Raw genomic sequence first — 24320 nt, 5'->3', positions numbered from 1 at the left:
ACCGGCCGGGGTCAGGGCTGCGGGGCGCCGGGGCCGGATCCGGGTCCGGCGCTCGTGCCGGGGCCGGGGCCCGTGCCTGTTCCGGTGCCGGTGCCGGGGCCGGTGCCGGTGCCGGTTTCGGCCACGGTCCCGGTTTCGGTGCCGCTTCCGGTTCCGGTGAGATCCAGGTACACGTCCTCCAGGCTCGCCGTCCTGGTCTGTACGCCCTGGAGCCCCGTGATCGCGTCGACGGCGGCCAGGACCCGGCCCGCGGCGAGGGTCTCCAGCACGAGCGAGCCGCCCTCCTCGGTCACCCGGTCCACGTCCTCGATGGCGCGGGCCTGTCCCGGCGTGAGGCGGCCGGCCGGGACCAGCAGCCGGGTCGTCGGGGCGGCGGCGGCGATCAGGCTGCCGGGGCTGTCCAGCGCCGCGACCCGGCCCGCGACCATGATGGCGACCCGGTCGCAGAGCGCCTCGGCCTCGTCCAGGTGGTGGGTGGTGTAGACGATGGTGCGGCCCTGGCCCTTGAGGTCGCGCAGGACCTGCCAGAGCGAGCGGCGGGCCTGCGGGTCGAGGGCGGCGGTCGGCTCGTCCAGGAAGATCAGTTCGGGGTCGTGGACCAGGGCGGAGGCGATGGCGAGCCGCTGCCGCTGCCCGCCGGAGAGGTCGTCGACCCGGGTGTCGCCCTGCTCGGTGAGGCCGACGGAGGCGAGCGTGCGTTCGGCGGCCGCCGCGTCGCACCGGTAGAGGGCGGCCACGGTGGCCAGGTGCTCGCGGGCGGTGAGCCGGACGAAGAACGCCGAGGCCTGGGTCTGCACACCGAGCCGGGGCAGCAGGGCGGTGTTGCGCGGCCAGGGGCTCGTCCCCAGGACCGCCACCGTGCCGGAGTCGGCCCGCCGCTGCCCCTCCATGATCTCGACGAGGGTCGTCTTGCCCGCCCCGTTGGGCCCGAGCAGCCCGAAGAACTCCCCGCGCTCGACGGTCAGCGAGACCCCGTCGACGGCCCGGGTGGCCCCGTACGTCTTGCGGACCTCGGTCAGGGCGACGGCGGGACCGGCGGACGGCCCGGCCGGGGGGTCCTGGGGGAGGCGGGGGGCGGTGGACGTCATGGAACTCTCCTCGATGGGGAACAGCGGTCCCGGGATTGGGACTTCAGGCGGTCAGCAGGTGGTGGACGCCCGCGACGACCGCCGCGGCGGCGGCGGCCAGGACCAGGACCGTGACCGCCGCGTAGACGGGGTAGGCGATACGGGCCCGGCGCGGGTAGGCGGCCGCCTCCGGGGCGCGGCGCAGGGCGAGCCGCAGGTAGCCGCCCGCGGAGGCGGCGAGGCCGGTGGCTCCGGCGAGCTGGCAGGCGATCCTGTAACCGTCCAGCGGAGGCAGGGGCACGAGCATCGTGAACGCCTGGACGCTGCCGAGGAGCAGGAGGGCGGCGAACGCCTCGTGCGTCGCGTCGTCGAGCGGGGCGAACAGCCACAGCGCGCAGAACGGGAGCAGGAAGACCAGGTTCATCACCGCGCCGGCGGCGGCCGTGGCGATGCGGTGCCGACGGGTGCCGAGGTAGAGGTAGTCGTCGACCGTGCAGTACATGATGACGGCGGGCAGCCGCCACCGCAGCCCGATCTCGGCGACCCGCCCGCCGTGGTGCCGCGCGACCACGCCGTGCGCCAGCTCGTGGAGGGCGGTGCTCACCCAGAGGAGGACCGCCGTGCCGGTCAGCAGGACGGGGTTGGTCAGCAGCCCTTTCACCGCGAGCAGCAGGTCACCGGAGCGCGCGACGACCACCGCCTCCATGGCGAGGACCAGCCCCAGCAGCGGCACCAGGACCACGGGCGCGAGCAGGAAGCCGCAGACCCGGTGGAGGCGGGCGGTGGTGGCGTCGGCGTCGGCCACCAGGGGGAGGGAGCCGCGCAGGAGGGTGCGCTTCTCCGGCGGCGCGGAAGCGGGAGCAGGCTTCGGCGGCGCAGAGGCGGGAGCAGGCTTCGGCGGCGCGGAAGCGGGAGCAGGCTTCGGCGGCGCGGAAGCGGAAGCCGGCTTCGGCGGCGCGGAAGCGGAAGCCGACTTCGGTCCGGGGGCTCCGGAGAGCAGCCCCTTCGCCCCCAGCAGGGCCAGGAGCCGTTGCCAGTGGGCGTCGGCCAGCCGTCGCCCGTACTCCCCCGCGTACGCCTCACCGATCTCCGCGAGGCTCCGCTCCCCGTCCATGCGGGCGATGAGGAAGTGCTCCTTGGCCCCCACCTTGAAGGAGTTCCCGGACTCGGCGTCCTTGATCAGGTGGACGGTCGCGGCCCCGTCCAGCAGCGGCCCGCTGAGCAGCACACGGGGTCGCAGCGCGGGGCGGTAGGCGGCGAGCGCACCGGGGGCCGGGCTCACGCGGACTCCCGGAGGACCCGCCCCAGGACGTGGCTGAGGTAGGCCTCGTCGCGGATGGTGACGTGCAACCGGTTGTTCGTCATGTGCATGTACGGGGAGAGCAGCAGGGGCAGGGCCACCGCGGGGTCGGTGACCCGCTCGTCCCGCTCCCCGTCCCAGGAGCGGAAGACCAGGTCCCCGTCGACGGCGAGTTTCCGTGCCCGGTCGCGCAGTTCGGCGCAGTGCCCGGCCCAGCCCGCCAGGGACCCGGGCAGCGAGCGGGCGCTCCCGGGCGGGGCCGTGGCGGCCCGGACGCGCGCGAAGCGGTCCCGCAGCCCGTCCGCCGTCCGGGCGTAGTTGGTGTCGTACTCCTCGGTGCCGATGAAGCCGGTGCCGGGGAACGCCCGGTGCCAGAACGTGTAGTAGTCGTCCAGGTACTGGGCCAGCTCCGCCCGCTCCGGCAGGAAGGTGGAGGACATCACCATCATCAACTGGGCGGCCGTGCCCAGCAGTACGGTGCGCAGGTGGAGGTTCTTGGTGGCGAGGGCGTCGATCACCAGGTCGCTGGAGTGCCGGAAGTGCCACTCGGCCAGCTCGATCCCGGCGGGCCCGCCGTACTTCCCGAACTCCGGTTCGTACGGCTCCCGGTGGCGGGAGTTGTTGGGGCGCAGGTTCATCCGGCCCCGCTCGTCCGTGTAGTGGCCGCGCTCGCTGCCGGGGAACTCGATCTCGAAGAGGGTGTTGTAGAAGTCGTTGAGGAACCCGGAGTCGACCTCGTACAGCGCCGGCCGCTCGGCCAGGAACGCGTCCACGGCGCGCTCGGTGCGGCGGGCCACCTCCGGCTCGGCGGCGGTCGAGGACGGCTTCAGGCGCAGCCGTACGTGAGGGCCCTCCAGCCAGTAGTTGATGAAGAAGTACCCGGCGAGCAGGCCGTCCGCCTCCAGTTCCGCCACCAGCGGCCGGACGCAGTTCAGCAGGAAGGGGCGGGGGTTGGCGGCGTAGAAGACGTGGGTGGCCTGCCAGGCGCCGGTGAGGGGCGCGGCCGGTACGGCGGGCGGATGGGGCGTCATGAGGTGGTCCTCCTGCGGACGGGTACGGCCGTCTCCACGGCCAGTTCGGCGACATGCCGGCCGGGGCCCGAGACGGTGGGCAGCGCGTCCTCGTCCGGCAGCATCTCCCGGAACACCACGCGCGCGTCCGGGGACTTGACCAGCGCCTCGAAGGCGGACAGGGACAGCGGGCTGTCGAAGTCGAGGTACTGCGGTTTGGCCCCGGTGGCGCCCCGGACCCCGGTGTCCGACACGGTCGCGAAGACCCGGTCGGGCAGGCCGTGGGTCCGCCGGAAGGCGTGCCAGTCCAGGAACCAGCCGTCCTCCGGCGTGCCCGGCCGGTGCAGCGGCAGGACGGTGGCCGGGGCGCTCCAGCTGCGCCGGCTCAGGACGAGCGAGCCGTGCCGCACCCGGGGCCGCCCGGTGACCCCGCCGCTCGGCTCGCCCTCGGGGACGCCCGCCCACACGTTGAGCGGGGCCATCGAGGTCGGGGAGAGGAGCAGCAGGGTGCGGGGCAGTTCGGGCAGGGCGAGGGGGACGAGGTAGCCGAGGTAGACGGGGATCACTTCGCGGTCGAGGCGGGACGAGCGCAGGGCGAGCCGGTCGGCTGCGGGGTCGTGCACGAGGTGGAGGTCGTCCAGCTCGATCCTGAACTCATCGTCCAGGGTGCCGCGTTCGCCGGGGCAGACGATCTCGTACGGGGTCAGCCTGCCGTGCAGGTTGAGGTTGCTGGTGACCGGTCCGCCGGTGACCTCGGCGAGGACCGCCCCTTCGGGCACGAGCGTCCCGGTGTTCGCGAGGAGCCGTTCGCCGAGGCCGTCGAAGAGCTGCGTGAACCGGCTGAACGGGAACGAGACTCCGCCGTAGGACCGGTTGAGGACGACGAGCGGGTCGTCCGGGCGGTCGGCGATCTGGACGTGGTGGCTCATCGGGGCGAAGTCGGTGGGTGGCAGGTCGAGTTCACGGGAGACCGCGTCCAGGAACGCGTCGTCGATCCGCACCTCGGCCGCTCCCGGCTCCGCAGCCTCCCACAGTGCGGCCATCCGGGCGGTGAAGGTGCGGCGCGCGGCGTCGAGGGCCCGCAGCCGGGGCAGGCCGAGCCAGTTGACCTCCGGGACGTAGGCGCCGTCGGCGTCGTACGGGGTGCGGGAGGCGGTGAACGTCAGGTACTGGTCGAAGAAGTCCTCGTGGAAGTCGTGGACCAGCTTCAGCAGGTCGTCGCAGCGGCCCCCGCGTCCGTAGCGCGCCAGGAAGAAGCCCTGGAAGGTGATCCGCTGTGGGAGGGTGAGGTCGAAGGCGGGCAGCACCCGCTCCACGGCCGCCAGCGGACCGGCGGCCAGCTCCCGCCAGGCGTCGGGATCCAGGGCGACCTCCGAGCCCGCGCCACCCGGAGCCGGGTCGGCCGAGGGGGAGGAACCCGACGCCGGGGCGCCTTGGGCCGGGCTGCCCGAGGCCGGGGCGCCGGAGGCCGCGCCACCCGGCGAGCCGCACGCGTCCGAGCCCCGAGGGCCGGGGCGCCCGAGGCCGGGTCGCCTTGGGCCGGGTCGCCCGACGGCGCGCCGTCCGACGCCGGAGCACCCAAGGCCGGGTCCCCGAGGGCCGGAGCACCGGAGGCCGGGTCACCCGAGGGCGCGCCTTCCGACGCCGGGGCGCCATGGGCCGGGTCGCCCTGCGCAGCGCCACCCACGGCCGGCGCGCCCCCCGCCGCCGCGTCCTCGTACAGCACCGTCCGGGGGACCTTCGCCCGCGCGAGCCCCAACTCCTCCTCCTGCACCGCCCGCAGCCCGGCCCGCACGGCTTCCAGCAGGGCGCGCCGCTCGTCCGGGGCCGCGTCGGGGAAGCGGGCGGCGTGGGCGGCGGGTTCCTCCAGCCGGTCCGCGAGCCGGTCGGCCCAGGGGCGGTCCAGTCCGCGCAGCGCGTCCTGGAAGGCACGGAGCGGGTCGGTGTCGTGAACCTCGGTCCGCAGACACGGCACCTGGACCATGCCGACGTCCAGGAGCGCCCCGAGGTACTGCGCGCACTCCTCTCGTGCCGCTCCCCGGTCCCGCTCCAGCCAGGCCGCCAGCTCGCCGTAGCGGATCGTGCCGCGCTCCTCGAACAGGCCGAGCAGCCGTTCCAGGGTGCCGCTGCGGCGCAGGAAGAACAGCCGGTCCTTCACGGCGTCGAAGGTCACGGCGGTGTCGTCGTCCCCCGCCGTGACCCAGCGCCGGACATAGCGGACCCGGTCGTCGTCGCGCCCCCAGCCGGAGGCGAGGGCGAGCGGCAGATCGGCCCGGCGGACCGGGTCGGCGATCACCGCGTCGGCGATCCGGCCGAGCGCGACGACGTTGAGCCGGGCCTGCGTCCGCCATTCCTCCCCGACCCGCACACGCAGCCCGTCCGACCCCGCGAGGACTCCGGGGGCGACGCCGGTGAAGGTGGAGAAGGGGCTGGTCTTGCACGCGGTCCGGTACACGTAGGAGAGCAGCGAGCGTTCGATCTTGCGCTGCTTGCGGTCCGGCCGCGCCCCGGGGCCGGACGCCTTGGCGCGGTAGGCGTCGAGCTGGGCGTCCAGGGCCGGCGAGGCGAGCAGCAGCCCTTTGCGCAGCCGCTCGTGCCCCGCGATCCGGGCCAGCTCGGCGCGGGTGCGACCTGTCTCGTCCGCCAGCAGGGCCGCGCCCGCGTCCCGCTTCCCGGCGAGGGCGCGCCGGCCGGTCAGCCAGTCGGCGAGGGCCCGCGCGGCGGCCGGGTCGAGGGCGCGGACCCGGGTCAGGGCGTCCTCGGCGGCGACGGGGTCCGGCAGCCGGTTGTTGAAGACGTCGCGGCGCAGCTTCAGCAGGGCGCGCCGCAGCGGTTCGTCGTCGCTGCCGCCGATCAGCCCGTGCAGCAGGTCGGCGGCCTTCCCGGCGAGCAGGGCCAGCTGGTCGGTGGTGTCGAGGACGTCGTCGGCCCAGCGCCGGCTGTCGGGGCAGCGCAGGGACCGGACCTCGTCGATCGGGAGCCCGGCCACGCGCAGCATGAACGCGGGCGGACGGGAAGGGGAGTTCGGAGTGTCGGTCATCGTCGTGTCCCCGCTCAGGCGATCTCGTAGCGGAAGTCGGCCGGCGCGGGGCGCTCGTTGCCGATCATCATGATCAACAGGGGTGCCTCGCCCGTTCCTTCGAGCCCCAGCTCCTCGATGTAGGAGATGTTGTCGAAGCCGAGGGCGACCCCGCAGCCGAGCTCCACGGCCGCAGCGGCGGTGTAGACGGACTGGGCGACGGCCCCGACGGTGGCGTTGACCAGCCGGTATCCCCGGTCTCCGACGGCGTCGAGGACGGCGGTGGTGCGGACGGTCGGCACGAGAACGGCCCCCGCCTGCTCCAGGTTGTAGTTGGCGAGGAAGTAGTTCCGCTGGAGGAACTCCCCCGGCCGCCCCTCCTTCACCCTGCGCAGGCTCCGCCGCCCGGGGTCGTAGACGTACGCGCCGGGGTCGACGCCCTCGACATGGCTCACGAACGCGTACGTCCGCGCCAGCCGGGCGTCTCCGGTGTCGCCGCCGAGCCGCGATCCGGCCGAGGCGGCGGCCAGGCAGGCGGCCAACTGCTCGGCGGTGACCGGCTTCTGTGCGTCGAACCGGCCGAAGCTGCTGCGCCGGGCGCGCAGCGCGGTGCGCACGTCGGTGTCCAGGGGCCGGGCCGCCGGCAGCACGACCTCCGGCAGTTCCGGGTCGACGGGATGCGCCGCGGCGGGTCCGAGGGCGTCGGGGGCGGGGCGGGCGGTGGCATTGGCGGAGGTGGCCGCCTGCATGCGCAGCAGGGCGTCGAAGGTGAGGACCGTGCGGGAGCGCTCAACGTCCGCCCGCCGCACGGAAACGTCCGCGATGGCACCACCCCGGCCCGAACCCGCATGCGCATCGGCCCACTTGAGCGGCACGACGGCGAAGATCCCCTCCTGCGCCGGGTCCACGCCGAGCAGGGCGGCCAGGCGTTCCTCGTCGAACCAGAGGGCCGGTTCGACGGCCAGGCCCCGGGCGGCCGCCCACATCCGCCAGGTCTGGACACAGGCTCCGAGGTCCATGGACACGGCGTGGAAGGAGAAGCTGTTGTACTTGAAGGAGTTCTGCCAGTACTTGATGCCGAGCACCAGGTACTGATCGGTCTCGGGCCCCGGGGCGCCGTCGCCCAGCGCCTCGCGCACCTGCCCGGAGACATCCCCCGTCAGCAGCCGTTGCATGGTGTGGTGCCGGGTGGAGTAGTAGTGCACCCCCGGCGGTACGGGGGCGCTCGGCCCGGACACCCAGTGGATGCTGACCGGATAGAGCCCGCCGCCGGAGGCGGAGCCGCGCGACCAGTTGGCCAGCGGGTAGAAGGGCAGGGCGTTCAGGTCCGTGTTGGCCTGGACGCCGAGGCGGCGGCCGGTCAGACCGTAGGAGTCGCGGAGCATGCCGGAGAGCGAGGTGAGGTCGAACTCCCCGTGCGCCGAGCCGCTTTCGGGGAACAGCCCCCGGCCCAGCGTCGCCCCGGCCGGATAGGGCGCGTCGGGCAGCGGGAAGCCGTCCGCGCCCGGGTGGTACTTCGCCTTGCGCGGGCCGTCCTGCCAGTTCGGTACGTAGTCGGCGGGGTCCATGGGGACCCGGCCGCGGTGCATGATCGCGGCGGCGTATTCATGGGCGTATCCCATGGCGGGCTCCTTGGTCACGGCAGGAGGGGGAAGGGGAAGGACGGTCATGGGATCGGTCGGGGGGTCGGGCACGGGCGCGGGAGCGGGCGAGGGGCCGGTCGGAGGATCGGTCACGGGCGCGAGTGCGGGGCCGGGCGGAGGATCAGGCGCGGGCGCGGGCGGGGGGCCGGTCAGGGGTTCGGTCACGGGAACGGGTGCGGGGCCGGGTTGAGATCCGCGTCGGTGAGGTCCGCCGTCCGCAGCCCCGCCTCGCGCAGGGCGGTACGGAGCCGGGGCATGCCCAGCGCGCGCTGACGGGTCCAGCCGAAGTCGATCGGCAGCAGTCCGGGCACGATCACGCTCACCGTCCTCAGCCCGAGATCCCGCTGCTCCGGCATGGTCTGGTCGACGACGACCACGTCGAACCCGGCGGCGGCCACGGCGTCCACGCACCGGCGGAGGTCCTCCGACAGATCGTCGGAGACCGGCAGCACCGGATGCGCACCGCCCCGGCTCCCTCCTCCCCTGCCCCTTCCGCTTCCGCCTCCGCTTCCGCTGCCCCTCGCGGGGTCGCTCCCGTACAGGTCGTCGAAGGAGCGGGTCGGCGGGCGTACGCTCCCCGGCGCACCGAGCAGGAAGTCCGCGTGATCGCCCATCTCCGGGATGCCGTACGCCAACGGGTGGTCATGGAGCGCCTCGACCTTGGCGAAGTCGGTGGCCATGGCACGCAGCCGCTGCTCGTCCCGCTCCGTGCGGCCCTGGAGGTTGACGGCGTCGGTGGCGATCTCGCAGAGCGCTCCGGCGAGGGCCGCCTCCGGGTCGAGCCCGGCCCCCGCGCCGAAGCACATCCGGCCGGGCCCGCCGTCGGGGCGGACGGCGACACCGGTGACGACGGGGATCGGGAAGGTGATCCGGGTGTCGAAGAACCGCGCCTCGTAGCCGTACATCTCCAGCCGGTCCACCATCTGCCGGGTGGCGGGGCGGCTGCTCGTGCGCGGGTCGATCTCGGGCAGCGCGGCCCGCCCGTACCAGGCGAGCAGGAACGCGTCCCGTTCGACGACCTCCATCAGCCCGAAGTAGGCGGCCTCCTCCCACGCGCCGCCGGAGGCACAGCCGTTGGAGCTCTCCTGCACGAACCGGTTCTCCAGGCCAGGCGCGTGGTAGTACGTGAGCACCTCCGGAACCAGGACGGTGCGGGAGTCACGGAGCGACCAGCCGCGCACCCAGGGGATCTCGCGGTCCGGGGTGAAGGGCCTCACCCGGGGGTTGGTCCGGTGGAAGGCGTCGGAGTAGAGGCCGCAGACGCGCGGATCCACTGCGGCCCGGCCCTCGGCGCGCAGGGCGTCCAGGGAGGCGTGCACCTGGGCGTGACGGGCCCGGGGCCGCATGCCCGCGTACCGCTCCAGGCCCTCCAGCACCCCGATGCGCACACTGTCGGCGAAGGTGTCGGCGTGGCCGCCCCAGAACGTCTCGCGCAGATACGGTCCCGAGCGCAGGGAGAAGCAGCCGATGGTGGCGGAGGTGGACGTGGAGGACACGTCCTGGACGACGGAGGGGCCGAGCGACCCGCAGACGGGGTTGGCGTACGGCTCAACGGGCAGTTCGTAGTCCCGCAGGTCCCGGACCCGGAAGCCGCCGGACCGCAGCTTCGGCGCGGGCTTCAGGGTGATCGCGGCGGCCTCGTCGCTGTCGGGTTCCGGCTGCCCGCAGCCGGGGCACTCCGGGTCGGGGACGAGCGGGTAGTGGCGGACGGCGAGGGTCTGGAGGTCGACGAGGTGGACGGCGGGGAAGGCTCCGGTGTCCGGTCCGCCGCCGGCCAGCCTGGCGGCGATCACCCCGGCGACGGCCTCGGCCGCGAACGGGGTGACGTAGGGGGACGGGCCCGCCGCCCGGGTCCCCGAACCGAGCTCCAGCGCCTCGCGCAGGGCGACGGACCGCACGGCCTGCCAGCGGCGCTCCAGACAGCGGGCGCAGGGGCGCCGGGCAAGGCCGGACGGAGGGGGCAGGGGACCGATGACGACGTGCCGCCCGTAGTGGCGCACGGGTACGGCACCGGCCCCGGGCTGCCGCCCGTCCGCCGCGAAGGCGTCCCGTACGCCGAGGGGCCGGACGTCCGGCGCGACGGTGACCGCCGCCCCCGCGTGCCGGGCCAGTGCCGCCCGCAGCAGTTCCCCGAGCAGCCGGGTGGACTCCTCCAGCCCGGATACGTCCGGCGCGGGGGGCGCGGTGGGCGCGTCCGGCGCGCTCCGCAAGGTCTCAACGGCCATCGGTGCCGCCCTCGCCGTCCACCGTGAGCAGCACCCGGGCCGTGGCGATGGAACCGGAGGACAGGTCCGCCGGGGTCGTCGGCACGTACAGGGCGTCGCGCCCGGCGGACCGCAGCGCCTCCAGCACCGCGTCGAACGAGGTCTCCGCCGCGTCCGCCACCACGGACCCGCCGCTCACCGCGATCGCCCCGGGGGCCAGGTCGGCCACCAGCGGGTCGCCCGTGTCGACCGGCGCCGTCGGGTCCTCGGCGGCGAGCTGCACCTGCCCGAGCAGGTCCCGCAGGGCGGCGGCCGCCGCCCCGCGCCGGGACAGCCCGGACCCGACCGCCCAACGAGCACCGGCGGCGGGCCCGTTCGCCTCGCGGGCCAGCACCACGTGGGCCGAGCTGCGGTCCGTCTCGCCCAGGTCGAGGAGGTCCGCGGCGATGTCCAGGTTGGCGGCGGACTTCAGCAGGAACACCAGTTCCAGGTCGTCACCGCCGACGGCCAGCGGGCTCACCCGGGTGGCGCCCCGGACCGCGCGGAGCAGCGCGTCGTGGGCGAGCGCGGACAGCAGTGCCCGGCCCGCAGCCTCCGCCGCGCTGCCGCCCGCCCCGGCTCCGGCGGTGGTCGCCAGGTGGACCCGGTCGCGGTTCTCCGGCCCGAACGGGCGCAGGGCGGCGGCCGGTACGCGCACCGGGTCCTTGCCGATCAGGGAGGTCGCCACCGCCCAGGCGGTGGGCACGGCTCCGGTCCCGCCGCCGGTCGTCAGGGCAGCGGGCCCCAGCGTCCGCGGCTCCCGGGCACGGCTGCCCGCCGGGGCGCCGGCCTCGACGCCTCGGGCACCCTCCACGCCCTGGACGCCCTCGACGCCGCCGATGCCCTGGACACCGCCGACGCGGCCGGCCTTCTCGACGCCCGTCAACGGAACCATGTGCTCCACGTACGCCTCGGCCGCCGCGTACAGCGCCCGGGTCCGCGCCCCGGCCAGGTGGTGCACGTCGAACGCGGCGATCCGGCGGCGTGCCCCGCCCCCGAGCGCCACCTCGACCCGGCTGAGCTTCAACGGGGTCTGGGTCAGCTCCTCGTCGTCGTAGCGGCGGAAGGTCCCCGTGTACGGGCGGACCAGCGCGGTGCTGACCCGGTTCAGCTCCTCGACCAGCTCCTCCGCGTCCCGGGCGGTCTCCACGGTCGCGGTGACGGGGAGAGCGAGCGCGGTCGGCAGCGGGGCCGACTCGCCGGCGGACAGCGGGGAAGGACCGGAGCAGCGGGTGCACCGGGGGTGGGGCCGCACCGGCTCGGCCATCACGTCCAGCGAATCCAGGTCCTGGACGAGAACCTGGCCGGCCGTCTCGGCGGGCAGCGCGCCGGTGGCCAGGCGGAAGACCTCGTAGCCGACGAGGTTGCCGACCATCGCGGCGACCGGGCCGGACAGCGCGGCCCCGTCGGACCGCACGGCGCCGGCCGCCTCGCTCCACAGCTCGGCCGCCGTGCCGGGGTCGACGTTGCCGCCCAGGCGCAGCAGGGCGCAGGACCAGCAGCCGGTGGAGCCGGCGGTGGTGAGCGGGCCGACGACCAGGCGGTGGCCGAAGAGCCAGACGGGAATGAGCGTCACGCCCTCGGGCACCCCGGCGGCCAGCAACCGGTGCGTGCGCGCCCCGGCCCCGGCCCCGCTGACCACGACGACGTCGTAGCCCTCCAGGTCGGCCCAGCCCGCGTCCGTCCCGGCGGTGATCGTGTCGACACGCGCCCCGTTGGCGGCGGCTTCGGCCACGACACCGCCGGAGGACGCGACGGGATCGCCGGAGGGCGCGACTGCTCCGGGCCCCGTGCCGCCGCCGTCCGGTCCGGCAACGCCGCCGCCCGGCCCTGAACCGCCGCCCGGCCCCGTACCGCCGTCCGGTCCCGTGCCGCCGCCCGGCCCCGTGACACCGTCCGGTCCCGTGCCGCCGTCCGCAGCCGCGACCGTCCCCACGCTCGCGCATCCGTTGCGCACCAGGCTCAGCGCGCACCAGCGGGCCGTCTCGTCGTCACCGAGGACGGCGACGCGGGTGGCGCGGTAGCGGGCGAAGCGGGCGGGGGCGTCGTCGGCGTAGTGGTCGACGTAGGCGATCTGCGCGGCGAACCGTTCGGTGGTCTCCGGGTCGAGTGCGTCGCCCGCGGGGCCCGCCTCCGGGATGTCCCGGGCGAAGCCGCGCGCGTACAGCGTCTTGACCAGTTCGGCGGCCATCGCCCGCTGCGCGGGCCCGAGCCCGGCGCAGAGTTCGGCCATGCGGTGCTGTCCGGTGAGGTGCGGGACCACGAGCGAGGCGAAGCGGTAGGCGGTGCGGCCGGTGAGGTGGAAGCCGCCGTCGGCGTTGTGGAACAGCACCCCGCCGGGCGTCTCGGTGAACAGCACGTCGCGGCGGATGCGCGGCCGGGTTTCCGCGAGCGCGTCGAACGTCGTCGCCGCCGTGGTCGCTGTCACGGTCGCGGTGTCAGCGGTGCTCGCGGTGTTCGCGGTGCTCGCGGGCGTCGGTGCGGGCGTACCGGGTGCCCCGGGCGCGGCGGGCGGGACGGGGGCGGCGCTCTCGGCCATGGGGATCACACCTTCTCTGTGCGGCGGTCGCGGATCCGGGCGGTTCTTCGTACGTGGGCGCGGAGCAGATCGTGGATGCGGTACGGACCCGGCGGGCCGTCCTCCAGCAGTCCGGCGTCCGCGAGGCGTTCGCGTACGGCTTCGGGAACGGGTCCCTCGTCCTCGGGGCCCTGGTCGTCCAGCAGCGCCGGGGGGCCCTGGGCGAGGTGGGTGAACGCCTCGGACAGCCGGGGGTCGAGCCGGCCGAGCGCCCGGTCGAAGAGGCCGTCTACCGAGTGGTCCGGGGAGTCGGTCAGGGTGAGCCGGGCGAGCGGGTCCTCGCCCAGCCAGTCGGCGGCGTCGGCGAGCCGCAGGCCCGGCCGGGTGAGCAGCCGGGCGGTGAGGATGCGCAGAGCGGCGGGGAAGTGGCCGCACAGGGCGGCGAGCCGGTGGGCGGCACGGGGCTCGGCCTCCACCCGCTCGGCGCCCAGGGCGGTCAGCAGCAGGGCGTACGACTCGGCCTCGGTGAAGGTCGTCAGGCGCTGCACCCAGCCGCCGTGGGTCGCGATGAGCCCGCCGAGGCCCATCCGGCTGGTGACCACGACGGCGTGACCGGGCAGGGCCCCGGCCTCCCCTCTCGGCGTGAGCAGGGGGCGTACCTGGTCGGCGTCGATCACGTCGTCGAGGATCAGCAGCGCGCGCCCCTCACCCGACGCCCCGAGCGTGGCGGCCACGTCGGCGGCCACCTCGTCGGCCGGGCGGGGTTCGCCGTCCGCGCGGGTCATCGGGACGAGGAGTTGCCCGGCGGGGAAGGCGTCCCGGACGAGCCGGGCGGCGTGCTGGGCGAGCGCCGACTTGCCGATGCCGGGGGCTCCGGAGACCAGGACGGTGAGGGGCCGGTCGTCCTCGGGGGGCGACGTCGCGGTGAGCCGGGCGGTCATGGCGGCGGTCTCGGCGGCGCGCCCGGTGAAGTGCGGAACGGCGGGGACGGCCCCGATACGGGAAGCGGCGGCCGGGGCGTCGGTACCGGCAGGTGGAGCGTCGGTCCCGGCGGCGGCGACGCGTGCCGCGACCGGCGTGGCGCCCGGAGACGCGACGGGCACGGCGGACCGGTCCGCGACGGGCGCGGCATGGGCGACGGGCGCGGCTCCTCGGCCACCGACGGGCGGGGCTGCTCGGTCACCGACGGGCGTGGCTCCTCGGTCACCGGCCGCCGCGGTGCCCCGGTCCGTTACGGGCGCAGCCCCCGGGTCCATGGCGGGCACGGCACCCCGGTCCGTGCTCGGCCGGGTGGCCGGGAGGGGGACGGTCTCGCCCCGGATGACGTGGGGGGCCGCCGGGCCCGCCGGGCCGAGGTCCTCGCCGCGCAGGATGGACAGTTCGAGCCGGCGCAGGGAGGGCGAGGGGTCCACGCCCAGCTCCTCCAGCAGGAAACCCTTGACCCGGCGGTATTCGGCGAGCGCCTGCGCCTGGCGCCCGCTGCGGTAGAGGGCCTCGATGAGCTGTTCGTGGAACCGTTCGTGCCCGGGGTGGACGCGCGTGGCGGTCCACAGGTCGACCAGCGCCTCTCCGCATCGGCCGAGCCCCAGCAGCAGGTCGCAGACCCGCTCGACCGCGCGCAGCCGTTCTTCGGCGAGCCGGGGCACCTCGTCGCGGTGCAGCACGACGGACCGCACGTTGGCGAGCAGCGAACCCTGCCAGAGCGCGAGGGCGTCCCTCAGCGCGCAGAGCTCCGCCTCGGGCTCCCGGGCCAGACCGGCGGCCCGGCGCACCCGGTCGCGGAAACCGAGGAGGTCCAGGGTGGGTGGTGCGGCGGTGATCCGGTAGCCGCCGGGCACCGCCTCGATGGAGGTGGTGACGCCGTGCCGGGAGAAGAGCCGGCGGAGCCGCAGCACGCACGTCTGGAGGGCCGCCTTGGCGGTGGCGGGCTGCTCCTCGCCCCAGATCGCGCGCTGCAGATACTCGGCGGAGACCGCGGAGTTGGCGTGCAGGAGCAGCGCGGCCAGCAGGTTCGCGGGCTTGGAGGGCTGCAGGACCACGGTGTCGGTGCCGTCCGCGAGGGCGAGCGGCCCCAGGAGCTGGAACCGCATCCCGCAGGACGCCCCCGCCAGGTGCCCTGCGGCGCCCGGGTCTCCGGCCGGACCGGCCAGTCCCGGCGCGGCCGCTGAACTCGGCACGTCTAATCCCAGCCGTTGACCAGCTTGCACATCCGGACGGGCGGTGAGTCCGGGGGCAGTTGGCCGATGACCCCCGCCAGCTCCGTACAGATGACCCGGGCGACCCGGTCGGCGGCGGGCGGGGGGCCGGGCGGAGGGGTCGCGGAGGCGGGGGCGGTGGAGAAGGTGAGGGCGGCGAGGACGATACCGGTGACAAGAACGGCGGCTCTGGCCGGGCGGCGCTGCTTCTGCGCGAGCGGAGACCTTGACACGTGTTCCCCTTCGACGGTGGCGTCGGAGCCGGGGGTCGTCCCGGCACGGGAGACGATGCCAGCGCGGAACGCGCCACAAGAGAGGCCGCGATGTCAGCTTGCTGCACGGAGGGCCGCCGCCCCGTGCAGCAAGCTGACAGGGTCCACCGTGACCGGCCGCCCGGGGCGGGGAACAGGCTCGGCCCCGGAACGTTCGGAGGAACGCCCCGGGGCCTGCCGGTCATCCTGGGGTGACGCCCTCGGGCTCACCCCCGCCGGGCGGGTGGCCGCTCACCCGTCCGTCGCGATGGCGTTCAGGACGTTCATCCGGCCGGCCCGGAAGGCCGGGACGAGGGCGGCGAACAGACCGACCAGCGCGGAGCAGGCGAAGACGGTGAGGATCGTCGGCCACGGGATCTCCAGGACCTCAAGGCCCTCCAGCGCCAGCAGCTTCTGTGCCGCGGTGCCCCAGCCCATCCCGAGTCCGAGTCCGAGCAGTGCCCCGAAGAGGGCGATGACCACGGACTCCAGCCGGATCATGCGGCGCAGTTGGCGGCGGGAGAGCCCGATGGCACGCATCAGGCCGATCTCACGGGTCCGTTCGACGACGGACAGGGCGAGGGTGTTCACCACGCCGAGCACCGCGACGATGATCGCGAGGGCGAGCAGGCCGTACACGATGTTCAGCAGCTGTCCTATCTGGTCCTTCAGCTGCTCCTTGTAGTCGGCCTGGTTCTGGACCTTGTAGACCGGGTACTCGGCGATGGCGCTCTTGAGGGCCGCGTACGCCTCCTTCTCCTTGCCCTCCTCGGCCTTGGCGAACATGACCACGTTCTGCGGCATCCGGTCGGCCGGGACGTAGGACGCCGCCGTCGTGAGGTTGGCGTACATCGCGCCGCGGTCGATGTTGGTGTCGTCGGAGGTGATGGCCGCGACCTTGAGCTTCGCGGTCCCGCCCGCCTTGAAGGCGACGGTGAGGGTGTCGCCGACCTTGACCCCGTGCCGCTCGGCGTACTCCTCGCCGACGGACATTGCGTCCTTCCCGTACGCCTTCGCGAGGTCACCGGAGACGACCGCGCGGCGGACGTCCTGCTGGTACGTGGGGTCGGCGGCGGTGATCCCCTCGTCCTCGGTCCTGCCGTCCGGGGCGGTGATCTTCGCGCGGAGGAAGGTGTAGTCGGTCATGTGCTCCAGGCCGGGGACGGCGCGCACGGCGTCGGCGGCCTGGGGCACGATCGGGCGGCCGGTGCCGCCGTCCTGGACGATGAAGTCCGCGCCGACCGACCGGTCGAGCTCGTCGGTGGCCGAGGCCACCATGGAGGCCCCCACGACGGACAGGCAGGCCACGAGGGCGAGGCCGATCATCAGGGCGGCGCCGGTCGCTCCCGTACGCCGGGGGTTGCGCAGGGCGTTGCGCTCGGCCAGCCGGCCGACCGGGCCGAAGAGCCGCAGGACGACGACGCTCAGTCCGCGCACCACGACGCCGGCCAGGAGCGGGCCGATCACGATGAAGCCGATGAGGGTCAGCAGCACGCCGAGGGCGAGGAACATGGAGCCCTCGGTGGCCTTGTCCGCCTGGGTCGTCGCCCACAGGGCCGCGCCGCCCGCCGCCGTCAGGAAGAGACCGATACCGGCCCTGATCCAGCCGGAGCGGCCGTCGGCGGGGGTCCCGGCGTCGCGCAGGGCGGCCATCGGGGAGACCTTGCCGGCCCGACGGGCCGGGATGTACGCGGCGAGGACGGTGACGACGACACCGAGCACGAGACCGAGGGCGGGGGTCGTCCAGGCGACGGTGAGATCGTCGGTGGACAGCTCCATTCCGATGGCGCCCATCAGCTCCATCAGCCCGATGGCGAGGCCGACTCCGGCGGCGACGCCCAGCACCGAGCCGACGATGCCGAGGAGGACGGCCTCCAGGAGGACGGATCGGTTGACCTGCTTGCGGCTGGAGCCGATGGCCCGCATCAGGCCGATCTCGCGGGTCCGCTGGGCGACCAGCATGGAGAACGTGTTGACGATGAGGAAGATGCCGACGAGGAAGGCGATCCCGGCGAAGCCGAGCATCGCGTACTTCATGACGTCCAGGAAGGCGCCCATGTCGTCCTTGTTGGCGTCGGCGGCCTCCTGCTGGGTCTGCAGCTTGTACGCGGAGGCGCCGTCGAGGGCGGCGGCCACGTTCTTCTTGAGCTGGGTGTCGCTGACGCCGCTCTCGGCCGTCACCAGGATCTGGGTGAACACGTCCGGGGCGCCCAGCAGGTGCTTCTGCGCGGTGGCGGTGTCGAGGTAGACGACGGCCGCGCCCGGGTTGGTGACGGTGAAGGACGCGATGCCGCTGATCTTCGCCGTGAGGTCACCGGTGACGGCGATGGTGCGCAGCTCGTCGCCGATCTTGAGCTTGTGCTTCTTCGCGGTGTCGGCGTCGATCATCACCTCGGTGGGACCGCGGGGCGCGTGCCCGGAGGTGATCTCCATCGAACGCAGGTCGTTCCCGGTCCAGTTGCTCGCGATGGTGGGGGCACCTGTCTCGGAGCCCATGTTCTTGTTGTCGCTGTTGACGACGGTGACCGCCATGGAGAAGGCGGAGCCCTCGGCCCGCTCCACCCCGTCGGCCTTCTCGACCTGCTGGACCACGGAGGCGGGCAGCGAGACCGGCTTGCCGTCGTCGGGCTGCTCGCCCTCGTCGTCCGAGCCCTTCGGGCTGACGGTGACATCGGGCGCGGAGACGGTGAAGAGCTTGTCGAACGTGGTGTTCATCGTGTCGGTGAACACGAGCGTGCCGCAGACGAACGCGACGGAGAGCAGCACCGCCACGGCGGAGAGGGCCATCCGGCCCTTGTGCGCGAAGAAGTTGCGCACGGAGGTCTTCCAGACAGTCATGACGTCCGCCCACGTGCGTCGAAGTGCTTCATCCGGTCGAGGACCTGCTCGGCGGTCGGATTGAGCATCTCGTCGACGATGGAGCCGTCGGCGAGATACAGCACCCGGTCCGCGTAGGAGGCGGCCACGGGGTCGTGGGTGACCATGACGATGGTCTGGCCCAGCTCGTCGACCGACCGGCGGAGGAAGGAGAGGACTTCGGCTCCGGCGCGGGAGTCCAGGTTTCCGGTGGGCTCGTCGCCGAAGATGATGTCCGGCCGGGCGGCGAGCGCCCGGGCGACGGCCACACGCTGCTGCTGGCCTCCGGAGAGCTGGGTGGGGCGGTGCTGGAGACGCTCGGCGAGCCCGACCGTCTCCACGACCTGCTGGAGCCAGGCGGCGTCGGGCTTGCGGCCCGCGATGTCCATCGGCAGCGTGATGTTCTCGATCGCGTTGAGCGTCGGGAGCAGGTTGAACGCCTGGAAGATGAACCCGATCCGGTCGCGCCGGAGCTGGGTGAGCTTCTTGTCCTTGAGCTTGGTGATCTCGGTCTCGTCGAGGAAGATCTCGCCCGACGTCACCGTGTCGAGCCCGGCCAGGCAGTGCATCAGGGTCGACTTGCCGGAGCCGGACGGGCCCATGATCGCCGTGAACTGCCCGCGGGCGATGTCCACGTCGACATGGTCGAGCGCGACGACCCGGGTCTCCCCGGTGCCGTAGGCCTTCACGACCTGTCGCGCCCGTGCCGCGACGGCCGTACGCCCTCCAGTGCCCCCGTGCCTGGGAATGGTCACAGCCGTTGTCACGGTTTTTCTCCTATGTCGGTCGATGAGTTGACGTCGCTGGCTACGTTCCGAGTCTGCGGCGCGGACCGTCTCCCGCGCGATGGTGCTCAGCGCAGTCTTCAGGTGGGGTTTTCCCCACCCACCCCCCTGCGGTGAGCCGTAGCAGCGACGTAAGAAGAGGTTAAGAAGAGGCCCCCCGCCACCACGTCCTCCGCCGGGAGGAACGGGCCCTGGCCACGATGAGGGGGCGCCCCCTAGGGGAAGTCGCCCCCCCCCGGGCGGAGGCGGGGTCAGGGGCTCCCCCTCCGCCTCCCCGGATGAGACAGTGCCACGGGGGATAGGTGCATAGGGAAGGGACCTCGGTGAGCGACACGGACGCGGACGGCACGGGCCGGAGCGGCGGCTCGGCCGACCCGGGCCGGGGCGGCACGGACGGCGAGGGCGGCACGGGCCGGAACGGCGGCTGGCCCGACCCGGGCCGGGGCGGCACGGACGGCGAGAGCGGCACGGACGGCGGGAGCGACGCGCACACGGGCGGCGGCAGGGCCGGGGCTCCGCCGCCCGCCGTCACCGCCCCCGGAGGCCGCCGCCCCGTCGTGGCGGCGCTCATGCTCGGCATGGCACTGGCCGCCATCGACGGCACCATCGTCTCCACCGCCGTCCCCCAGATCGTCGGCGACCTCGGCGGGCTCACCGTCTTCTCCTGGCTGTTCTCCGGCTATCTGCTGGCCGTCACCGTCACGCTCCCCCTGTACGGGAAGCTCTCCGACACCTTCGGCCGCAAGCCGGTCCTGATCGCCGGGATCGTCCTCTTCCTGGCCGGCTCGGTCCTCTGCGCGGCCGCCTGGAACATGGCCGCGCTCATCGCCTTCCGGATCGTCCAGGGGCTGGGTGGCGGCGCACTCCAAGGCACGGTGCAGACCATCGCGGCGGACCTCTACCCGCTCAAGGAACGCCCCCGCATCCAGGCGAAGTTGTCCACGGTATGGGCCACGTCCTCGGTCGCCGGTCCGGTGGTCGGCGGGCTGCTCGCCGGGTACGCCGACTGGCGGTGGATCTTCCTGATCAACCTTCCGGTCGGGGTCGTGGCCCTCTGGCTGGTCGTCCGCCACCTCCACGAGCCCTCCCGCCCCCGGCCCGCCTTCCCGCCCCGGGTCGACTGGGCGGGCGCGCTCGCCGTCTTCGCGACCGGCAGCCTGCTGCTCACCGCGCTGGTGCAGGGCGGTGTGGCCTGGCCCTGGCTCTCGGCGCCCTCGCTCGGCCTGTTCGGGGCGAGCGCGGCGCTGGCCGCGCTCACCGTCGTCATCGAGCGACGGGCGGCGGAGCCGCTCATCCCGGGCTGGGTGTGGCGGCGGCGCACCATCGCCTCGGTCAACCTGGCGCTCGGCGCGATGGGGCTGCTGATGGTCGCGCCGACCGTCTTCCTGCCCACGTACGCCCAGTCGGTGCTGGGGCTCGGCCCGATAGCCGCCGGGTTCGTGCTCTCGGTGATGACGCTGAGCTGGCCGGTGTCCGCCGCCCTGTCCGACCGGGTCTACAACCGCATCGGCTTCCGGCGGACCGCGATGACCGGCATGAGCGCGGCGCTGCTGATCCTGCTGGCCTTCCCGCTCCTGCCCTATCCCGGCGAGCCCTGGCATCCGGCCCTGCTCATGCTGCTGCTCGGCGCGGCCCTCGGGCTGTTCCAACTGCCGCTGATCGTGGGCGTGCAGTCGACGGTCGGCTGGTCGGAGCGCGGTACGACGACGGCGTCGGTCCTCTTCTGCCGCCAGGTGGGCCAGAGCATCGGCGCGGCGCTCTTCGGGGCCGTCGCCAACGGCGTCCTGGCCGCCCGCCTCCTCGACGCCCCGGCGGACGGGCTCCCCGGCGACCTGGACGCGGTGACCCGCGCGCTGGAGGACCCGGGCGCGTTCTCCGCGGCGGCGACGGATCACCTGCGCCGGGCGGTCGACGCGGCGGTGGACCACGTCTACATCGGCGCGGCCGGAGCCGCGGCCCTGGCCCTGCTCGCCCTGATCACCCTGGCCCCGCGCCGCTTCCCGGTCATCACGGAGGCGACGGACGCGGCCGGGACGACAGGCGTGCAGGGGCGGCAGGACGCGGCTCCCTAGCCAGGACCTGTCGTCAAACTGCCGCCTGCCGCGCGGCTTCTGGGCGACGGCGGCAGTTTGACGACAGACCCCAGAGCCGGCGACCTCCGCTTGATAGGCAAGTCGCCACTTGCCTATCGTGGAGTCATGGCGGACGATGTCTTCAAGGCCCTGGCCGACCCCACCCGGCGGCGCATCCTCGACGAGCTGACCGACCGGAACGGCCAGACGCTGTTCGAGATATGCGGACGGCTGACGACCAAGCACGGCCTCGGCCTGTCCCGGCAGGCGGTCAGCCAGCATCTGGCCGTGCTGGAGGCGGCGGGGCTGGTCATCACGCGCCGCGAGGGCCGCTACAAGTTCCACGACCTCGACACCGGCCCCCTGGAGCACGTCGTCGGCCGATGGCTCGGACCGCGGACACCACAGACGCCGCGGACACCACTGAGTCCGCAACCACCCCAGCCATCACAGCCACCGGCACGACAGCCACCACGGACACAGCAGACGCCCAAGGCACCGCAGACACGGAAGGCACAGGAGAACACCCCATGAGGATCAACCTGACCAGCGTCTTCGTCGACGACCAGGAGAAGGCCCTGCGCTTCTACACGGACGTCCTCGGCTTCACGAAGAAGCACGACGTCCCGCTCGGCGGCGAGGACCGCTGGCTGACCGTGGTCTCGCCGGAGGACCCCGACGGCACCGAACTGCTCCTGGAGCCGGACAAGCACCCCGCCGTGAAGCCGTACACGACGGCCCTGGCCGAGGACGGCATCCCGGCCACCGCCTTCGCCGTGGACGACGTACGGGCGGAGTTCGACCGGCTCAGCAAGCTCGGCGTCCGCTTCACCCAGGAGCCGACGGAGATGGGCCCCGTCACCACCGCCGTCCTGGACGACACCTGCGGCAACCTGATCCAGATCGTGCAGAGCGGCGGCTGACGACGCACCCGCCGGCGGCGGCAGCCGAATTCGGATCGCGTGGCGGAGGTGCCATCCGCCACGCTGGCCCCATGGACCACGCGGAAGTGCTACTCATCGGCGGACGAGCCGGGGTCGGGAAGACAACGGTGGGGTGGGAGGTTTCGGCGCTGCTGCGCGCCGAGAGCGTCGCCCACACCGTCATCGACGGCGACTTCATGGGGCAGGTCCATCCGGCTCCGGACGGAGACCCCCGCCGCGCGAAGATCACCGAGAGCAATCTGACCGCCGTGTGGGCGAACTACGCCCGGCTCGGCCACCGACGCCTGATCTACACGAACACCATGAGCGTGCTGCCGGAGACGACGGGCATGTTCGAACGTGCCATGGGGGCAGGTGTGAGGATCGTACGGGTCCTGCTCACCGCCTCCGACGCCACCGCCCACGAGCGGCTGACCGGACGCGAACTCGGCTCGGAGCTGGAGCACGAGCTGCAAGCCAGTCTCCGTAAGGCACGGCTTCTGGACGAGCGGGCCCATGTCAACACCGTGCGCGTGGCGACGGACGGACGGCTCATCACCGACATCGCACGGGAGGTGGCCGACGCCACGGGCTGGACCGGGCCCGGCCCCGTCGGCAGCTCCTGATCGTCACCGGGGCACCCGGTCCCCACCGGCAGGTGGATCCGCCGCCACCTCCGCCCACACGATCTTCCCGATCGGGTTCCGGGGCTCCCACCCCCACCGCGACGCCAGGCACTCCACGAGGAACAGGCCGCGTCCCGACTCCTGATCGTCCGGCGGCAGCTTCGGGTCCTCGGGGGTCCGGCCGAGCACGGCGTCCGAGACTTCGATACGGAAGCGGCTCGCCGGGCCTTCGTAGTCCACCCGCACATGGAAGTTCCGCCCCCGCAGCCGCCCGTGGCACACCGCGTTGGCGGCCAGCTCCGCCACCACCAGGGCCACCGAGCACGACGCGTCCGTCATCGGCCCGAACCCCCAGTACCCCAGCTGCCGCACCACCGTGCGACGGGCGAGCCGTGCGCCCCGGGGCGTCGAGGGGAACTGCCGCGACAGGCTCCCGTAGCCGTTGGAGGTCAGCCCGAAGCGGTGCGGGAGGGGTGGGGCCCCTTCCCGTCCGCCGGCCCCCGTCGCCGCTGGCGTCTCCTTGCCGGTCATGCCGACCATCCGTTCACTCGACTCCTCTCACGTCACCCACACGTGCAGGTTCCGTGACGTTCCGTACTCAAGAGTCGGCCGTGCCTCCTAGCCTCGGAAGGTGACAGCGCCTTACCCCGCAGGTCGTAAGAATCGGAAGTAGCCCCATGGCCAAAGCAATCGACCCGCAGGCCTCCATGGCCGCCCTCTTCGGATCGCGCCTGCGCAAGCTCCGCGTCGCGGCCGGGCTCACCCAGTCCGAAGTGGGCGCGCTCGCGCACGTGGTCAGCAGCCGGATCGCCCAGCTGGAGCGGGCGACCGGAGCGAAGCCCACGCTGGAGCTGACCCGGGTCCTGGACAAGGAGCTGGTGGCGGACGAGTTACTGATCGACCTCTGGCCGTACGTGTACCGGGAGGCGTACCCGGACTGGTCGCGGGCGTTCATCGCGTACTCCGCCCGCGCGACGGTGATTTACGAGTACTCCTCGCACGCCGTGCCCGGTCTGCTGCAAACACCGGAGTACGCGCGGGCCCTGCTGAGCATGGGCCACTCACTGCGTGATGCAGAACATCTGGAGGAGCGCGTCGCAGCCCGGCTCGACCGCCAGGTGAGGCTGACCGGTCCGGACCGGCCGGAGCTGTGGATCGTCCTCGACGAGGCCGTGCTCCGGCGGCCGGTCGGTGGCGCGGCGGTGATGCGCGGCCAGTTGGAGAAGCTGCTCAGGATGGCGGAGGAGCCCAACATCACCCTTCAGGTCCTGTCGTTCGACCAAGGCGGGCTCGGCGCGCTGGCCGGTTCGCTCTCCGTGCTGGTGATGCCGGACGGCACCAAGATCGCCTACACGGAAGGGGCGCACCACGGCCAGCTGACCGAGGAGCCGGACGAGGTCGAACAGTTCGATCTGACCTACGATCAGCTCAGGGCGATGGCACTGCCACCCTTGATGTCGCTCGACCTGATCCGATCCGTGCTGGAGGTTGAATACCGTGCAGGGAGCATCCCGTCCCGATCCGACCGCCGCCGCCTGGCGCAGCAGCAGCTACAGCAACGAGGAGGGCGGCAACTGCGTGCAGGTGGCGGACGGACTCCCCGGCGTCGTCCCCGTCCGTGACAGCAAGAACCCCACCGGACCCACCCTCGTCGTCCCCGCAGCCGCCTGGAGCGCCTTCCTCACCGGGCTCGTCGCCCGCTGACGCATTGCGCGGCGCCACCCCACGTGTGACGACACCACTCCGCTTACTGGTGTCACTGAGCATTTAACGGTGCCATAGCGGATTTACCGCCACCCCGGCCTCGCCCGA

Annotated in this window: 16 protein-coding genes and 3 pseudogenes; 6 read left to right on the top strand and 13 right to left on the bottom strand. The window is 73.7% G+C overall.

Annotated features, from left to right (window positions below):
- Positions 1 to 11: 11 nt before the first annotated feature.
- From KME66_RS21065 to KME66_RS21010, 12 genes and pseudogenes are all read right to left on the bottom strand, one after another.
- Positions 12 to 1088: an ABC transporter ATP-binding protein gene (locus tag KME66_RS21065; RefSeq protein WP_253208433.1), complete on the bottom strand. Its 1077-nt coding sequence runs from the start codon at positions 1086 to 1088 to the stop codon at positions 12 to 14.
- Between the two features lie 43 nt (positions 1089 to 1131).
- Positions 1132 to 2349, bottom strand: a complete 1218-nt coding sequence (locus KME66_RS21060) for a M50 family metallopeptidase (protein WP_216324800.1) — start codon at positions 2347 to 2349, stop codon at positions 1132 to 1134.
- The gene (locus KME66_RS21055; protein ID WP_216324797.1) at positions 2346 to 3398 is read right to left on the bottom strand and encodes a lantibiotic dehydratase C-terminal domain-containing protein; all 1053 of its coding nucleotides are present in this window, start codon (positions 3396 to 3398) and stop codon (positions 2346 to 2348) included. Before KME66_RS21055 ends, KME66_RS21060 begins: the two co-directional genes overlap by 4 nt.
- A pseudogene (locus tag KME66_RS21050) lies at positions 3395 to 4756 on the bottom strand (lantibiotic dehydratase); the annotation flags it as partial. The gene KME66_RS21055 and the pseudogene KME66_RS21050, both read right to left, overlap by 4 nt.
- A gap of 323 nt (positions 4757 to 5079) precedes the next feature.
- A pseudogene (locus tag KME66_RS21045) lies at positions 5080 to 6417 on the bottom strand (lantibiotic dehydratase); the annotation flags it as partial.
- A 14-nt stretch (positions 6418 to 6431) separates the two neighbouring features.
- Positions 6432 to 8018: a SagB family peptide dehydrogenase gene (locus tag KME66_RS21040; RefSeq protein WP_216324794.1), complete on the bottom strand. Its 1587-nt coding sequence runs from the start codon at positions 8016 to 8018 to the stop codon at positions 6432 to 6434.
- Between the two features lie 182 nt (positions 8019 to 8200).
- Positions 8201 to 10264, bottom strand: coding sequence for a TOMM precursor leader peptide-binding protein (locus KME66_RS21035; protein WP_216324791.1), 2064 nt, complete (start codon positions 10262 to 10264; stop codon positions 8201 to 8203).
- Positions 10254 to 12821 carry a TOMM precursor leader peptide-binding protein gene (locus KME66_RS21030; RefSeq protein WP_216324789.1) on the bottom strand — a complete coding sequence of 856 codons (2568 nt, stop codon included), beginning with the start codon at positions 12819 to 12821 and terminating at the stop codon, positions 10254 to 10256. The genes KME66_RS21035 and KME66_RS21030 overlap by 11 nt, the downstream gene beginning before the upstream one ends.
- A 5-nt stretch (positions 12822 to 12826) precedes the next feature.
- The gene (locus tag KME66_RS21025) at positions 12827 to 14890 is read right to left on the bottom strand and encodes a BTAD domain-containing putative transcriptional regulator (protein WP_216329521.1); all 2064 of its coding nucleotides are present in this window, start codon (positions 14888 to 14890) and stop codon (positions 12827 to 12829) included.
- An 89-nt stretch (positions 14891 to 14979) separates the two neighbouring features.
- Positions 14980 to 15228 carry a hypothetical protein gene (locus KME66_RS21020; protein WP_073225413.1) on the bottom strand — a complete coding sequence of 83 codons (249 nt, stop codon included), beginning with the start codon at positions 15226 to 15228 and terminating at the stop codon, positions 14980 to 14982.
- 270 nt (positions 15229 to 15498) lie between these two features.
- Positions 15499 to 18084, bottom strand: a complete 2586-nt coding sequence (locus tag KME66_RS21015) for an ABC transporter permease (RefSeq protein WP_216324786.1) — start codon at positions 18082 to 18084, stop codon at positions 15499 to 15501.
- On the bottom strand, positions 18081 to 18869 hold the full coding sequence (locus tag KME66_RS21010; protein ID WP_216324783.1) for an ABC transporter ATP-binding protein: 789 nt from the start codon (positions 18867 to 18869) through the stop codon (positions 18081 to 18083). The genes KME66_RS21015 and KME66_RS21010 overlap by 4 nt, the downstream gene beginning before the upstream one ends.
- Before the next feature lie 587 nt (positions 18870 to 19456).
- On the opposite strand from KME66_RS21010, the gene KME66_RS21005 reads away from it, so the two are divergent.
- The 4 genes and pseudogenes from KME66_RS21005 to KME66_RS20990 all read left to right on the top strand — a co-directional run bounded on the left by KME66_RS21005 (position 19457) and on the right by KME66_RS20990 (position 22508).
- Complete coding sequence (locus KME66_RS21005) at positions 19457 to 20959, top strand: MFS transporter (RefSeq protein WP_253208609.1); 1503 nt, start codon at positions 19457 to 19459, stop codon at positions 20957 to 20959.
- A gap of 126 nt (positions 20960 to 21085) precedes the next feature.
- A pseudogene (locus KME66_RS21000) lies at positions 21086 to 21382 on the top strand (ArsR/SmtB family transcription factor); the annotation flags it as partial.
- A 107-nt stretch (positions 21383 to 21489) separates the two neighbouring features.
- Entirely contained in the window at positions 21490 to 21882 is a 393-nt protein-coding gene (locus KME66_RS20995) for a VOC family protein (RefSeq protein ID WP_216324778.1), read from the top strand.
- Between the two features lie 71 nt (positions 21883 to 21953).
- Positions 21954 to 22508, top strand: coding sequence for an AAA family ATPase (locus tag KME66_RS20990; protein WP_216324774.1), 555 nt, complete (start codon positions 21954 to 21956; stop codon positions 22506 to 22508).
- A 3-nt stretch (positions 22509 to 22511) separates the two neighbouring features.
- Here KME66_RS20990 and KME66_RS20985 read toward each other — a convergent pair whose 3' ends face one another.
- Positions 22512 to 23048, bottom strand: a complete 537-nt coding sequence (locus tag KME66_RS20985; RefSeq protein ID WP_216324771.1) for an ATP-binding protein — start codon at positions 23046 to 23048, stop codon at positions 22512 to 22514.
- A 137-nt stretch (positions 23049 to 23185) separates the two neighbouring features.
- Between KME66_RS20985 and KME66_RS20980 the strand changes: the two genes are divergently transcribed.
- Together KME66_RS20980 and KME66_RS20975 are read left to right on the top strand one after the other, a co-directional pair.
- The gene (locus KME66_RS20980; RefSeq protein WP_216324768.1) at positions 23186 to 24130 is read left to right on the top strand and encodes a helix-turn-helix transcriptional regulator; all 945 of its coding nucleotides are present in this window, start codon (positions 23186 to 23188) and stop codon (positions 24128 to 24130) included.
- On the top strand, positions 24093 to 24212 hold the full coding sequence (locus KME66_RS20975) for a DUF397 domain-containing protein (protein ID WP_216324765.1): 120 nt from the start codon (positions 24093 to 24095) through the stop codon (positions 24210 to 24212). Before KME66_RS20980 ends, KME66_RS20975 begins: the two co-directional genes overlap by 38 nt.
- Positions 24213 to 24320: the final 108 nt, after the last annotated feature.

Source organism: Streptomyces sp. YPW6, assembly GCF_018866325.1.
Classification (GTDB): Bacteria; Actinomycetota; Actinomycetes; order Streptomycetales; family Streptomycetaceae; genus Streptomyces.
The sequence above is the reverse complement of the archived record's forward strand: the minus strand, read 5'-3'. Positions and strand labels throughout refer to the sequence as shown.